13 protein-coding genes are annotated in these 13,058 nt (G+C 71.8%); all 13 read right to left on the bottom strand.

The features are described from left to right. Window positions 1–221: 221 nt before the first annotated feature. The 13 genes from nusB to ACFVGY_RS31995 all read right to left on the bottom strand — a co-directional run bounded on the left by nusB (window position 222) and on the right by ACFVGY_RS31995 (window position 13,054). Window positions 222–653 carry a transcription antitermination factor NusB gene (gene nusB, locus ACFVGY_RS32055; protein WP_385684154.1) on the bottom strand — a complete coding sequence of 144 codons (432 nt, stop codon included), beginning with the start codon at window positions 651–653 and terminating at the stop codon, window positions 222–224. Between the two features lie 2 nt (window positions 654–655). Further along, window positions 656–1,222: an elongation factor P gene (gene efp / locus ACFVGY_RS32050; protein ID WP_179173288.1), complete on the bottom strand. Its 567-nt coding sequence runs from the start codon at window positions 1,220–1,222 to the stop codon at window positions 656–658. Between the two features lie 59 nt (window positions 1,223–1,281). Then, window positions 1,282–2,391, bottom strand: a complete 1,110-nt coding sequence (locus tag ACFVGY_RS32045) for a M24 family metallopeptidase (RefSeq protein ID WP_385684151.1) — start codon at window positions 2,389–2,391, stop codon at window positions 1,282–1,284. Between the two features lie 91 nt (window positions 2,392–2,482). Further along, window positions 2,483–3,286 carry an AAA family ATPase gene (locus tag ACFVGY_RS32040; RefSeq protein WP_385684149.1) on the bottom strand — a complete coding sequence of 268 codons (804 nt, stop codon included), beginning with the start codon at window positions 3,284–3,286 and terminating at the stop codon, window positions 2,483–2,485. Between the two features lie 80 nt (window positions 3,287–3,366). Then, complete coding sequence (gene aroQ, locus ACFVGY_RS32035) at window positions 3,367–3,807, bottom strand: type II 3-dehydroquinate dehydratase (RefSeq protein ID WP_385684145.1); 441 nt, start codon at window positions 3,805–3,807, stop codon at window positions 3,367–3,369. Continuing rightward, the gene (gene aroB, locus ACFVGY_RS32030) at window positions 3,804–4,895 is read right to left on the bottom strand and encodes a 3-dehydroquinate synthase (protein ID WP_385684142.1); all 1,092 of its coding nucleotides are present in this window, start codon (window positions 4,893–4,895) and stop codon (window positions 3,804–3,806) included. Before aroB ends, aroQ begins: the two co-directional genes overlap by 4 nt. After that, window positions 4,892–5,410, bottom strand: a complete 519-nt coding sequence (locus tag ACFVGY_RS32025; RefSeq protein WP_385684139.1) for a shikimate kinase — start codon at window positions 5,408–5,410, stop codon at window positions 4,892–4,894. The genes aroB and ACFVGY_RS32025 overlap by 4 nt, the downstream gene beginning before the upstream one ends. Then, a complete protein-coding gene (gene aroC / locus ACFVGY_RS32020; RefSeq protein WP_385684136.1) occupies window positions 5,407–6,591 on the bottom strand; it encodes a chorismate synthase in 1,185 nt (394 codons plus the stop codon). Before aroC ends, ACFVGY_RS32025 begins: the two co-directional genes overlap by 4 nt. Before the next feature lie 254 nt (window positions 6,592–6,845). Continuing rightward, window positions 6,846–7,676, bottom strand: a complete 831-nt coding sequence (locus ACFVGY_RS32015) for a shikimate dehydrogenase (protein WP_385684133.1) — start codon at window positions 7,674–7,676, stop codon at window positions 6,846–6,848. Window positions 7,677–7,686: 10 nt separating this feature from the next. After that, complete coding sequence (gene mltG, locus ACFVGY_RS32010) at window positions 7,687–9,324, bottom strand: endolytic transglycosylase MltG (RefSeq protein WP_385684130.1); 1,638 nt, start codon at window positions 9,322–9,324, stop codon at window positions 7,687–7,689. Between the two features lie 231 nt (window positions 9,325–9,555). Beyond that, the gene (gene ruvX / locus ACFVGY_RS32005) at window positions 9,556–10,026 is read right to left on the bottom strand and encodes a Holliday junction resolvase RuvX (RefSeq protein WP_385684127.1); all 471 of its coding nucleotides are present in this window, start codon (window positions 10,024–10,026) and stop codon (window positions 9,556–9,558) included. Between the two features lie 2 nt (window positions 10,027–10,028). Next, entirely contained in the window at window positions 10,029–12,698 is a 2,670-nt protein-coding gene (gene alaS, locus ACFVGY_RS32000; protein WP_385684124.1) for an alanine--tRNA ligase, read from the bottom strand. Beyond that, window positions 12,698–13,054: a DUF6167 family protein gene (locus tag ACFVGY_RS31995; protein ID WP_385684121.1), complete on the bottom strand. Its 357-nt coding sequence runs from the start codon at window positions 13,052–13,054 to the stop codon at window positions 12,698–12,700. The genes alaS and ACFVGY_RS31995 overlap by 1 nt, the downstream gene beginning before the upstream one ends. Window positions 13,055–13,058 lie beyond the last annotated feature (4 nt).

Below are 13,058 nucleotides of genomic sequence, written 5' to 3'. Positions count from 1 at the left end.
CGTCGTTTTTCTCTACCCCCCCCCGCCCGCGCCCGGGCCCCCACCACCCACCACCCGGGGGGGGGGGGGCGGGCCCCCCGGCGGGCCCCCCCCCCCCACACCGGTTTTTCGCGTAAGGGCGCCTTCCACGGCCGGCGGGAGGGCCGCGTACGGACAGACGGAAGGGCCCGCTGCGCGGCTGCGCTGCGGGCCCCTGCGTCCTGCCGGACCGCTGCCGGGGGCTACTCGCCCCGGCGCAGGCTCGGCTTCAGGTCCTTGAAGCGGGCGAGGAGGCCGTTGACGAACGAGGGCGACTCGTCCGTCGAGAACTCCTTCGCCAGCTGCACGGCCTCGTCGATGGCCACGGCGTCCGGGGTGTCGTCCACCCAGATCAGCTCGTACGCACCGAGCCGCAGGATGTTCCGGTCGGCGACCGGCATCCGGTCGAGCTCCCAGTCCACGGCATAGGTGACGATCAGGTCGTCGATGCGGTTCACCTTGTCGGCGTAGCCCTCGACGAGATCCATCGTGAAGGCGTTGACCGGCGGCTGCCGGTCGTCCGACCGCGCGTGGCGGACCCAGTCCGCGAGGACCTCGCGCACGGGCACGCCGCGCTGGTCGGCCTCGAAGAGGATCTGGAAGGCGCGCTTGCGCGCGTTGCTGCGGGCAGCCACGGTTAGCTGCTCACCCGGCCGAGGTAGTCGCTGGTGCGGGTGTCGACCTTGACCTTCTCGCCGGTGGTGACGAAGAGCGGGACCTGGATCTCGTGGCCGGTCTCCAGGGTGGCCGGCTTGGTGCCACCGGTGGAGCGGTCGCCCTGGACGCCCGGGTCGGTGTGCTGGATGGTCAGCTCGACGGCGGCCGGGAGCTCGACGTAGAGGACCGAGCCCTCGTGCTGCGCCACGGAGGCGGTGAAGCCCTCGATGAGGAAGTTGGCGGCGTCGCCGACGGCCTTGCGGTCGACGTGCAGCTGGTCGTAGGTCTGCATGTCCATGAAGACGAAGTAGTCGCCGTCCATGTACGAGAACTGCATGTCGCGGCGGTCGATGGTGGCCGTCTCGACCTTCACGCCCGCGTTGAAGGTCTTGTCGACGACCTTGCCGGACAGCACGTTCTTGAGCTTGGTGCGCACGAAGGCCGGGCCCTTGCCGGGCTTGACGTGCTGGAACTCGACGACGGACCAGAGCTGGTCACCGTCGAGCTTGAGCACCATGCCGTTCTTGAGGTCGTTCGTGGAAGCCACGGTTGCGGAATCTCCTGCACTGGAAGACCAGGGGTGCGCGCCCAGCCCGGCACACCGGACTACAGTGCGAGCAGCTCCTTGGTCGTAATGGTGAGTAGCTCTGGACCGCCGTCCGCCTCGGGGCGTACGACGAGCGTGTCATCGATCCGGACTCCGCCCCGGCCCGGGAGGTGGACCCCCGGTTCGACGGTGACCGGCACGCAAGCGTCCAGTTTACCCATTGCCGTAGGTGCAAGCTGCGGGTCCTCGTCGATTTCGAGGCCGACACCGTGCCCGGTCCAGGGAGCGAGGGCCTCACCGTGGCCCGCAGAGTCCAGGACGGAGCGGGCCGCGCGGTCCACGTCGCGGTAGGCGGCGCCCGGCAGCAGGGCCTCCCGTCCCGCCCGCTGGGCGGCGAAGACGAGGTCGTACAGCTCGATCTGCCAGTCGGCCGGGCTGGTGCCGATCACGAAGGTCCGGCCGATCTCGCACCGGTAGCCGCGGTAGTTCGCGCCCAGGCAGACGGAGAGGAAGTCGCCCTCCTCGACGCGCCGGTCGGAGGGCCGGTGCCGGGAACGCCCGGAGTGGGGCCCGGTGCCCACGGAGGTCGGGAAGGCCGGACCGTCGGCCCCGTGGTCGACGAGCCGGCGTTCCAGCTCCAGCGCGAGGTGGCGTTCGGTGCGGCCGACGAGGATCGACTCCAGCAGTTCGCCCAGCGCCTGATCGGCGATCTCGGCGGCGATCCGCAGGCAGGCGATCTCCTCCTCGTCCTTGACCAGGCGTTGCTGCTCCACGGCCGTGCCCAGGTCGCCGAGCCGCAGCCGGGGCGCGACCGAGCCCAGGGCGCGGTACCGGGCGACGGTGAGGTGGTGCTCCTCGACCGCGAGGGATTCGGCCTTCGCCGATCCGGCCAGGTCGGCGGCGGCGACCGCCGCGTCGGCGCCCGGGGTGGGGAGCACGCTGACGGCGAGCCGGTCGTCGAGGCGGCCCTCGTCGACCTCCCCGGTCGGGGGTCCGACCGTGAACAGCATGTCCTCGGCGCCGGGGCCGACGAGCAGGACGGCGCCGCGCGGGGATCCGCCGGCGAGGTAGCGGACGTTCGCCGGACGCGTGATCAGTGCGGCGGCGTTCCCGGCGGCGGCACAGCGGTCGCGGAGCAGGCCACGGCGGGCCGCGTACACGTCTGACATGTCTTCGAGCCTACGAGCGCCCGGCACATCCGGCCCGGTGAGCACCTCCGTCCGGGGCCTGCCCTCGGACGGGCCGCCACCGGACGGCGGGCTAGAAGGCGGAGGCGGTGATTGCGCGGGCCAGGGCCTCGTCCAGGGCCCGGGCGGTGCCTTCGACGTCCAGGTCCGAGTTGTCGATGATCGACAGGCCGGAGCCGTACCAGCCGGCCATCCGGCCGTGGATCCGGGCGACCTCCTCGTCCGAGAGGCGGCGGTTACCGGAGCGCCGGGCGTTGCGCTCCAGGACGATCTCCAGGCCGGGCAGGAGCACCACGGGCAGGAGGTTCGGGCCGACGTGGCGCTTCCAGCCGCCGAGGCCCACGACGGGGCGGTCGGGGAAGACGGCGTCGTCGAGGATGCAGGAGATCCCGTTGGCCAGGAAGTTGCGGGCGGCGAAGCCGCAGGTGCGGCGGGCCAGCCGGTACTGGGCCTCGGACTGGTCGTTCCAGCCGGCCTGGGGGTCGGCGAAGCCGGAGCAGACCCACTCGCGGACGTCGTCGAGGCTGATGTGCGCGGTCGGCACGGGCCGGGAGTTCGCCCAGTGCCGGGCGACCGTGGTCTTGCCGGCCCCCGCCGGCCCGATGAGCAGCACGGCCAGCACGGCCGTTCCGGTGCCGGGGCCGTGCCCCGCACCCGGCCCGGCGCCGGCGGCGGGCCCGGGAACCGCAGCGACGGGCGGCAGCGGGATGTGCCCGGTGGCCTCCGGCCCGGGCGGCGGCAGGTGCGGCGACCCCTGCGGGTGCGGGGGCGGGGGCCAGCCCTGGGCGGGCGGTATCGGCGGCTGCGGGGGCACCGCCGGCTGGTGTCCCGGCGGGCCCCAGCCACCGCTGCCGGCCGCCCCCCATCCCTGGTGCATCCGCTGCCACTCCGTCTCGTTCCACCGACTGATGCGAGAACGTTATATGACTGCACGGGCGGTGCCGCCCACCAGCACCGTCAGCGGTCGACTTCGTCCGCCAGGGCGCGCAGCGCCAGCCGGTACGAGCCGATCCCGAAGCCCGCCACCGTGCCCGTCGCCACCGCGGCGATGACGGACGTGTGCCGGAACTCCTCCCGCGCGTACGGGTTCGAGATGTGCACCTCGATCAGCGGGGCGGTGCGCTGGGCGGCCGCGTCCCGCATCCCGTACGAGTAGTGCGTGAACGCGCCGGGGTTGATGACCACCGGGATCTTCCCGTCGGCCGCCTCGTGGAGCCAGCGGATGATCTCGCCCTCGTCGTTGGTCTCGCGGACCTCGACGTCGAAGCCGAGCTCCGCGCCCAGCTCCCGGCAGGTCTCCACCAGCCCGGTGTACGAGGTGGCCCCGTACACGTCGGGTTCGCGGGAGCCGAGCCGGCCGAGGTTGGGGCCGTTCAGCACCAGCACCTTGCGGCTCATGCGGACACCTCTCCGTACGCGGCGATCAGGTGCGCCGGGTCGGGGCCCTCCAGGACGGTCGGCCTGGCCAGGCCGTCGAGGACGATGAAGCGCAGCAGGTTGCCGCGGGACTTCTTGTCGACCTGCATGGTCTGGAGCAGCTTGGGCCACTGGTCGCCGCGGTAGGTCAGCGGCAGGCCGACGGAGGCCAGGATCTCCTTGTGCCGGTCGGCGGTGGCGTCGTCGAGGCGGCCCGCGAGCCGGCCGAGCTCGGCGGCGAAGACCATGCCGACCGAAACGGCCGCGCCGTGCCGCCACTTGTAGCGCTCGTTCTTCTCGATGGCGTGCGCGAGGGTGTGGCCGTAGTTGAGGATCTCCCGCAGGCCCGATTCCTTGAGGTCGCTGGAGACGACGTCCGCCTTGACCTGGATGGAGCGGACGATGAGCTCCGCGGTGTGCGGGCCGTCCGGGGTGCGGGCGGCGGCCGGGTCGGCCTCGATCAGGTCGAGGATGACGGGGTCGGCGATGAAACCGGCCTTGATGATCTCGGCGAGGCCGCTGACGTAGTCGTTGACCGGCAGCGACTCCAGCGCCGCGAGGTCGCACAGCACGCCGGCGGGCGGGTGGAAGGCGCCCACCAGGTTCTTGCCCTCGGCCGTGTTGATGCCGGTCTTGCCGCCGACGGCCGCGTCCACCATCGCCAGCACGGTGGTCGGCACGGCGATCCAGCGCACCCCGCGCAGCCAGGTGGCCGCGACGAAGCCCGCCAGGTCGGTGGTGGCGCCGCCGCCGACGCCGACGATCACGTCGGTGCGGGTGAAGCCGGACTGGCCGAGCGCCTTCCAGCAGTACGCGGCCACCTCGGCCGTCTTGGCCTCTTCGGCGTTCGGCACCTGGATGGCGATCGCCTCGTAGCCCTGGTCGGCGAGGTCGTCGCGCAGGGCCTCGCCGGTCGAGGCCAGCGCCTCGGGGTGGATCACGGCGACCCGCTGGGCCGTGGTGCCGATGAGGCCGCCGAGCTCGCCGAGCAGCTGCCGGCCGACCAGCACGTCGTACGGGTCGTGGCCGGCGCTTCCACCGACGTGGATCCGCGTCACCTGGTCTGTCATACGTCCTTCAACTCCAGAGCGTCGAGGACCGCCTGGGCGACCTCTTCGGGCGTGCGGTCGTCGGTGGGCACCTCGACGCGCGCGACTTCGGTGTACAGGGGGCGGCGGGCCTCCATCAGCTCGCGCCACTGGCGGCGCGGGTTGACGGCGAGCAGCGGGCGGGCGGCGCCGAGGCCGACGCGCCGCACGGCCTCCTCGACGTCCATCGAGAGGTAGGCGACCGGCAGGCCGGCCAGCAGCTCGCGGGTGCCCGCGTCCAGGACGGCTCCACCGCCGAGGGCGAGGACTCCGGTGTGCTCGGCGACGGCGGCGGCGACCGCCTGCCGTTCGAGCCCACGGAAGTACGGCTCGCCCTCGTCGACGAAGATGTCCGCGATCGGGCGGCCCTGGGCCGCCACGATGTCGGCGTCCGTGTCCCGGTAGGGGACGCCGAGCCGCCGGGCCAGCAGCTCCCCCACCGTGGACTTGCCGGACCCCATGGGGCCGACGAGGACGACCAGGGGTCCGCCGGTCACCGGATGTGCAGGTGGTCGAGGTACGACTGCACGTTGCGGCGGGTCTCGGCCACCGAGTCACCGCCAAACTTCTCCACGACCGCGTCGGCGAGGACCAGGGCGACCATGGCCTCGGCCACGATGCCGGCCGCCGGGACGGCGCAGACGTCCGAGCGCTGGTGGTGCGCGGCGGCTGCCTCGCCGGTGGCGACGTCGACGGTGGCCAGGGCGCGCGGGACGGTCGCGATGGGCTTCATCGCGGCGCGGACGCGCAGCAGTTCGCCGGTGGTCAGACCGCCCTCGGTGCCGCCGGAGCGCCCGGAGGTGCGCTTGATGCCGTCGGGGGTGGCGACGATCTCGTCGTGGGCCTGGGAACCGGGGACGCGGGCGAGTTCGAAGCCGTCGCCGACCTCGACGCCCTTGATGGCCTGGATGCCCATCAGCGCCGCCGCGAGCCGGGCGTCGAGTCGGCGGTCCCAGTGCACGTGCGAGCCGAGGCCGACGGGGACGCCGTAGGCGAGGACCTCGACGACGCCGCCGAGGGTGTCGCCGTCCTTGTGGGCCTGGTCGATCTCCGCGACCATCGCCTTCGACGCGTCCGCGTCCAGGCAGCGCACCGGGTCGGCGTCGAGTTTCTCGACGTCCGCCGGGGTCGGGTACACGCCGTACGGGGCCTTCGCGGAGGCGAGTTCGACCACGTGCGAGACGATCTCGATGCCGGCGGCCTCCTTCAGGAAGGAGCGGGCGACGGCGCCCAGGGCGACGCGGGCGGCGGTCTCACGGGCGCTGGCGCGCTCCAGGACCGGACGGGCCTCGTCGAACCCGTACTTCTGCATGCCGGCCAGGTCGGCGTGGCCCGGGCGCGGCCGGGTCAGCGGGGCGTTGCGGCCGGTCTCCTTCAGCTCCGAGGGGTCGACGGGGTCGGCCGACATGACCTTCTCCCACTTCGGCCACTCGGTGTTCCCGACCATCACGGCGACGGGCGAGCCCATGGACAGCCCGTGCCGGACGCCGCCCAGGAACGTCACCTCGTCCTGCTCGAACTTCATCCGCGCACCGCGCCCGTACCCGAGCCGGCGCCGCGCCAGGTGGTCGGCCACCAGCTCCGTGGTCACCGGAACGCCGGCGGGAAGCCCCTCCAGCGTCGCCACCAGCGCCGGACCGTGCGATTCCCCAGCGGTCAGCCAACGCAACCTGCTCAACGATGCTCCTCATGCTCGCGCCTGGTACAGCGGCGGCGCGGTCCTGGGGGCACCTCCCAGTGGTAGCTGGGGGGCGCGCGGCCCGGACCCGCCATACCCGATCCTCCCACGTCCGGGCCGGTGCGCCGGTCCCGGTCCAGCTGGCGGGACGGCGGTGCACCCCTCCCACCCTGGCCGGTGCCCCCGTGCCCGGGCAAGATCGGCCGGCGCAGTGCATCAGGTGTGCGCGGCGGTGTGGACGGGTGCGGTGCCGATCAGTGGTGGCGGTCGCGCAGGGCGGCCTCGCCCGCGGCGCGCATCGCGGCCAGCGGTCCGGCGGTGCAGTCGGTCATCTGCTCGACCTGGAGGACCGCCTGGTGGACCAGGAGGTCCAGCCCGCCGAGGAGCCGGCCGCCGCGCTCCGACCAGGCGGCCGCGAGGGCGGTCGGCCAGGGTTCGTAGAGCACGTCGAAGAGGGTGCCGGGGGCGTCCGGGACGGCGCCGACCAGCTTGTCGGTGGCGCCGGCCGGGGTGGTGGCGATCACCAGGGGGGCGGTGAGGGCCTCGGCGGCCTGCGACCACTCCTCGGTGCGGACGCGGACGCCGAGCCGCTCGCCCCACTGGCGCATTTCGTCGGCGCGGAGCCGCGAGCGGACGTAGGCGGTGACCTCGCCGGAGCAGATCCGGGCGAGGGCGGCCAGGGCGGAGGAGGCGGTGGCGCCGGCGCCGAGGATGGCGGCGCTCTCCACCTTGTCGACGCCGCGCTCGTGGAGGGCGGCGACGATCCCGGGGATGTCGGTGTTGTCGCCGAGGCGGCGGCCGTCCTCGGTGAGGACGACCGTATTGACCGCCTCGACGGAGGCGGCGGTGTCGCTGATGCCGTCGAGCAGGGGGATGATCGCCCGCTTGAGCGGCATGGTCAGGGACAGCCCGGCCCACTCGGGGCCGAGGCCGGAGACGAACTCGGGGAGCGCGGCCTCGTCGACCTCGAAGCGGTCGTACGACCAGTCGTCGAGGCCGAGCTCCTGGTACGCGGCGCGGTGCAACACCGGTGAGAGGGAGTGCTCGATCGGTGAACCCAGCACCGCGGCCCGTATGCGTGACATCTGTTTCTACCTACCCGCCGTTCTTCTGCTTCTGACGCGCGTTGAACTCCGCGACCAGTTTCTCGTGTTCGGCGAAGGTCTTGGTGAAGGTCGTCGTGTTTCCGTCGACCGACACGAAGAACATCCAGCCGCCCTTGTCGGGGTCGAGTGCGGCGTTGAGGGCTTCGCTGCCCGGGTTGCTGATCGGTCCCGGGGTGAGGCCCTTGTAGAGGTAGGTGTTGTAGGGGTTGTCGAGCCTGCGGGTCTCCTCGCGGGACACGTTGATGTCGCTCGTGCCCTTGAGGTAGTTGATCGTCGAGTCGAACTCGAGCTTCTGGTTCGTGACGTCGTTGGTCTTCTTCAGGCGGTTGTAGATGACCTCGGACATCTTGCGGTAGTCGTCGTGCTTGTTGCCCTCGACCTGGACCAGGCTCGCGACCGTGACCAGCTGGAGCGGGGTCTCCAGGCCCAGGGACTTCGCCTTGGCCTCGAAGCCGAGGTTCGCGTACTGGTCGCTGGCGTTCCGGACCATCTGCTTGAGCAGCGATTCGGGGGTCGTTTCCTTGGTGACGTCGTAGCGCGCGGGGAAGAGGAACCCTTCCAGCGGGTCCTTGATCTTCTGGTTGTCGGCCGCCCAGGCGGGCAGGCCGAGTCCCTTGGGATCGCGCTTGGCGACCTCTGCCGTGGTGCCCGCGGGCTTGTCGAGCTTCTTGTCGATCATTTCGTACACCTCGACGGCCCGCTTGCCCTCGGGGAGGACGAGGACGTTGAGCTTCGAGGGGTCGATCATCACGGCGACGGCGGACGCGGCCGACATCTTCTTCTTGAGCGTGTAGACGCCCGGCTGGATGGAGGTGCCCCTCTTGTTCGCCGTGGCGGCGGCGACGAACGCGTCGGCGCTGGCGACCACGCCGTGCTCCTTGAGGATGACGCCCATCTGCGTGAGCCCGGCGCCGTTGGGGATCTGCACCTCGACGGACTCGGAGGTGCCCTCGCCCGTGAAGTCCTCCGCAGGGCCGAACCTCGTCTTGAGGTAGTCGTAGCCGTAGTAGCCGCCACCGCCGAGGACGCCGACGATCACGACGGCGGCGACCAGGCAGGACGCACGACTCCGCTTCGGCTTGTCCTTTCCCTTGCCCTTCCGGCCCGAGCGGCGCCCGCCGCCGGCCGCCGTGGCGGTCTCCTCGTCCTCGTCGTCCTCCTCGGCTTCCGGTTCCGCTTCCGGGTCCGGAGCCGGGCGGCGCCGGCCCGGGGGCTCCGGTGGCGGGTAGGACTCCTCGGTTCCGTACAGGTCGGGGGTCTCCCCCGGGTAGCCGCCGGCGGGCTGCTGGGCGTACGGTTCCGCGCCCGCGTACGGGTCGGCCGTCGCGTACGCGTCAGTGGGCGCGTACGCGTCGGGCGCGTGCGGATCGGCTGCCGGGTACGCCTGGGGAGCCTGCGGGTCGGCGACGGCGTACTGGCCCTGGCCGGTGTCCCAGGCCTGGCCGCCGTACGTCTGCTGCTGTTGCTGCGGGTGGACCTGCTGCTGGGCGTGCGGGTGCATCGGCTGGTGCGCCTGTTGCGGGGCGTAGCCCTGCATCTGGTCCGGGTACGGGCCCTGCTGCACGTACTGCTGCTGGTACTGCGGCTCCTGCGGGTACTGCTGCTGCGGGCCACCGCCATAGGGCATGTGGCCCTGCTGGGCCTCGTGCCCGTTCCACCCGGGGTCCCCGTACAGCGGGTCCCCCGGGTGCCACGGTTCGGAGCCAGGGCCCCGGCCATATTCAGTCATCGATCCCCTAGAGCCGCGAGACGGAGTGCTCGTGACTCGCGCCGCCACGGCACCCGGTTCCGCCTCTGAAGTGGTGGGCGACGACTGTTCGAATGTCGCCGCGTCTCGCGGAACGTTACCGTACCGCGATCAGACAACCACTTCGACGCACTCGCCAGGCGGATTACCCGATACCCGTTCGGTCTCAAGAGCGTTCTGGAGGATCACCACAGCGGCGGCCTGGTCGATGACCGACCGGCCCTTCTTGGCGTTGCGGCCGGAGGCCCGCAGCCCCTGGGCGGCGGTGACCGTGGTCATCCGCTCGTCGACCAGGCGGACGGTCACCGGCTTGATGCCCCTGGCGAGTTCGGCGGCGAAGGCGCGCACCTTGGCCGCGGCCGGTCCCTCCCGCCCGCTGAGCGAGCGGGGCAGGCCGACCACGACCTCCAGGGGCTCGTACTCCTCGACGAGCTGCCGCAGCCGCCGGTGGGCGAAGGGGATGTCCCGGCCCGGAACGGTTTCCACCGGTGTGGCCAGCACCCCGTCGGGGTCGCAGGTGGCGACCCCGATACGGGCGTCCCCGACGTCGATGGCCAGACGGCGGCCGCGGCGCAGTGTCATGGTCAGACCGTCTCCACGACCAGGCGCTCGACCGCGGCGATGGCGTCCGGAACGGCGGCCGGGTTCTGGCCGCCGCCCTGGGCCACGTCCGGCTTGCCGCCCCCGCCGCCGCCGAGGGTCTTGGCGGCGGTGCGGACCAGGTCGCCGGCCTTGAGACCGCGCTCGCGGGCGGCCTCGTTGGTGGCGATCACGGTCAGCGGGCGGTCGTTCGCCGTGGTGAACAGGGCCACGACGGCCGGGCGGTCGCCCTGGATGCGGCCGCGGACGTCGAGGACCAGCTTGCGCAGGTCGTCGGCGCCGGTGCCGTCCGGCACCTGGCCCACGACGAGGGCCACGCCGCGAATGTCCTGGGCGTTCTCGGCGAGGCCGGCGGCGGCCTTGAGGACCTTCTCCGCGCGGAACTTCTCGATCTCCTTCTCGGCGTCCTTCAGCTTGCCGAGCATGGTGGCGATCTTCTCCGGCAGCTCCTCCGAACGGCCCTTGACCAGCTCCTGGAGCTGGGCGACGACCGTGTGCTCCTTGGCGAGGAAGCGGTACGCGTCCACACCGACCAGGGCCTCGACACGGCGCACGCCGGAGCCGATCGAGGACTCGCCGAGCAGCTTCACCAGGCCCAGGTGGGCGGTGTTGGCGACGTGCGTGCCGCCGCACAGCTCCTTGGAGAAGTCACCGATGGTGACGACACGGACCCGCTCGCCGTACTTCTCGCCGAACTCGGCGATGGCTCCCTGCTTCTTCGCCTCGTCGATGCTCATGATCTCGGCCGTGACGTCGAGCTCGCGGGAGAGCACGTCGTTGATCTTCTGCTCGACGTCGGTGAGGACCGAGCCGGGGACGGCGTTCGGCGAGCCGAAGTCGAAGCGGAAGCGACCGGGGCTGTTCTCGGAACCGGCCTGGGCGGCGGTCGGCCCCAGGGCGTCGCGCAGCGCCTGGTGGGTCAGGTGCGTGGCCGAGTGGGCGCGGGCGATGGCATGGCGGCGCTTGACGTCGATGGCGGCGTACGCGGAGGCGCCCACCGTCACCTCGCCGACCTGCACGGAGCCCTTGTGGACGGAGACGCCGGGGACCGGCTGCTGCACGTCGCGGACCTCGATGACGGCACCGGTGTCGAGCTTGATCCGGCCCTGGTCGGCGAGCTGGCCGCCGCCCTCGGCGTAGAAGGGGGTGCGGTCGAGGACGACCTCGACCTCGTCGCCCTCGGAGGCCGCGGGCGAGGAGACGCCGTTGACCAGCAGGCCGACGACGGTGGCCTCGCCCTGGTTGGTGACGTAGCCGGTGAACTCGGTGCCGCCGGCGTTGTCGGCGATCTCGCGGTAGGCGGAGACGTCGGCGTGGCCGGTCTTCTTGGCCTTGGCGTCGGCCTTGGCGCGGTCCCGCTGCTCCTGCATCAGGCGGCGGAAGCCGGACTCGTCCACGGTGAGGCCCTGCTCGGCGGCCATCTCCAGGGTGAGGTCGATCGGGAAGCCCCAGGTGTCGTGGAGCAGGAACGCCTTGTCGCCGGAGAGGACCGTGCCGCCGGCGGCCTTGGTCTCGGTCACGGCGCTGTCGAGGATGTTGGTGCCGCCCTTGATGGCCTTCAGGAACGCGGCCTCCTCGGCGAGGGCCACGGTCTCGATGCGCCCCCGCTCGGTGATGAGCTCCGGGTACTGCTGGCCCATCGTGTCGATCACGACGTCGATGAGGTCCTTGACCACGGGACCGGTGGCGCCCATGAGGCGCATGTTGCGGATGGCCCGGCGCATGATGCGGCGCAGCACGTAGCCGCGGCCCTCGTTGCCGGGGGTGACGCCGTCGCCGATGAGCATGGCGGAGGTGCGCACGTGGTCGGCGACCACGCGCATCGAGACGTCGGTGTCCTTGGCCTGGCCGTAGCGGACGCCGGTCAGCTCGGTGGCCTTGTCCATGACGACGCGCAGGGTGTCGGTCTCGTACATGTTCTGCACGCCCTGGAGGATCATCGCCAGGCGCTCGAGGCCGAGACCGGTGTCGATGTTCTTGGACGGCAGGTCGCCGAGGATCGGGAAGTCCTCCTTGCCGTCGCCGGCGCCCCGCTCGTACTGCATGAAGACGAGGTTCCAGATCTCTACGTACCGCTCGTCGTTGACGGCGGGGCCGCCCTCGACACCGAACTCGGGGCCGCGGTCGTAGTTGATCTCGGAGCAGGGGCCGCAGGGGCCGGGCACGCCCATGGACCAGAAGTTGTCCTTCTTGCCCAGGCGCTGGATGCGCTCGCGCGGCACGCCGATGACGTTGGCCCAGATCTCCTCGGCCTCGTCGTCGTCCTGGTAGACGGTGATCCAGAGCTTCTCCGGCTCCAGGCCGTAGCCACCCTTGTCCTGGGGCGTGGTGAGCAGCTCCCAGGCCAGCTTGATGGCGCCTTCCTTGAAGTAGTCGCCGAAGGAGAAGTTGCCGCACATCTGGAAGAACGTGCCGTGGCGGGTGGTCTTGCCGACCTCTTCGATGTCCGGGGTGCGGACGCACTTCTGCACACTGGTGGCGCGCGGGGCGGGCGGCTTGGTCTCACCGAGGAAGTACGGCTTGAACGGGACCATGCCCGCGTTGACCAGGAGCAGAGTCGGGTCGTCCGCGATGAGCGACGCCGAAGGGACGACGGTGTGACCGCGCTCCTCGAAGAAGCTCAGCCAGCGGCGGCGAATCTCAGCCGACTCCATCAGTGGTCCTCATTCCGGTTGATGTAGGAGAAGTTCGGTCGGTGGGTTGTCTTGGGGTGCGTGTCGTTCTGGATGGCCCGCATCCGCCGCGGCCCGGGGAGGGCGCGGACGTTGTCGGGCCGGTCGGGGTCCTGGTGCAACCCCAGTGCGTCATTCAGCTCGTCCTCGCGCTGGGACATTCCCGCCTTGACGTCGAGGGCGAACTCCTTGAGGCGGTGGCCCGCCTCCACGGCCTTGTCTGCGGCCTGGGCCGCGAGGCTCTCCGGCGTCAGCTTCTTGAGCTGGCGGTGGACCTTGTTGGTGGCCCACACGCCGGCGGCTGCGCCTGCGGTGAACCAGAAGGCTCGGCGGAACATCGGC

Origin of the sequence: Streptomyces sp. NPDC127106 (assembly GCF_042677605.1) — a bacterium.
Lineage (GTDB): Bacteria > Actinomycetota > Actinomycetes > Streptomycetales > Streptomycetaceae > Streptomyces.
This window is presented reverse-complemented; position numbering and strand designations above follow the sequence as displayed.

Coding starts and splice junctions, on each gene's coding strand:
- ACFVGY_RS32045 (WP_385684151.1), bottom strand. CDS start 2,391: ATGTCAGACGTGTACGCGGCCCGCCGTGGCCTGCTCCGCGACCGCTGT.
- ACFVGY_RS32040 (WP_385684149.1), bottom strand. CDS start 3,286: ATGCACCAGGGATGGGGGGCGGCCGGCAGCGGTGGCTGGGGCCCGCCG.
- aroQ (WP_385684145.1), bottom strand. CDS start 3,807: ATGAGCCGCAAGGTGCTGGTGCTGAACGGCCCCAACCTCGGCCGGCTC.
- aroB (WP_385684142.1), bottom strand. CDS start 4,895: ATGACAGACCAGGTGACGCGGATCCACGTCGGTGGAAGCGCCGGCCAC.
- ACFVGY_RS32015 (WP_385684133.1), bottom strand. CDS start 7,676: ATGTCACGCATACGGGCCGCGGTGCTGGGTTCACCGATCGAGCACTCC.
- mltG (WP_385684130.1), bottom strand. CDS start 9,324: ATGCCCTATGGCGGTGGCCCGCAGCAGCAGTACCCGCAGGAGCCGCAG.
- ruvX (WP_385684127.1), bottom strand. CDS start 10,026: ATGACACTGCGCCGCGGCCGCCGTCTGGCCATCGACGTCGGGGACGCC.
- alaS (WP_385684124.1), bottom strand. CDS start 12,698: ATGGAGTCGGCTGAGATTCGCCGCCGCTGGCTGAGCTTCTTCGAGGAG.
- ACFVGY_RS31995 (WP_385684121.1), bottom strand. CDS start 13,054: ATGTTCCGCCGAGCCTTCTGGTTCACCGCAGGCGCAGCCGCCGGCGTG.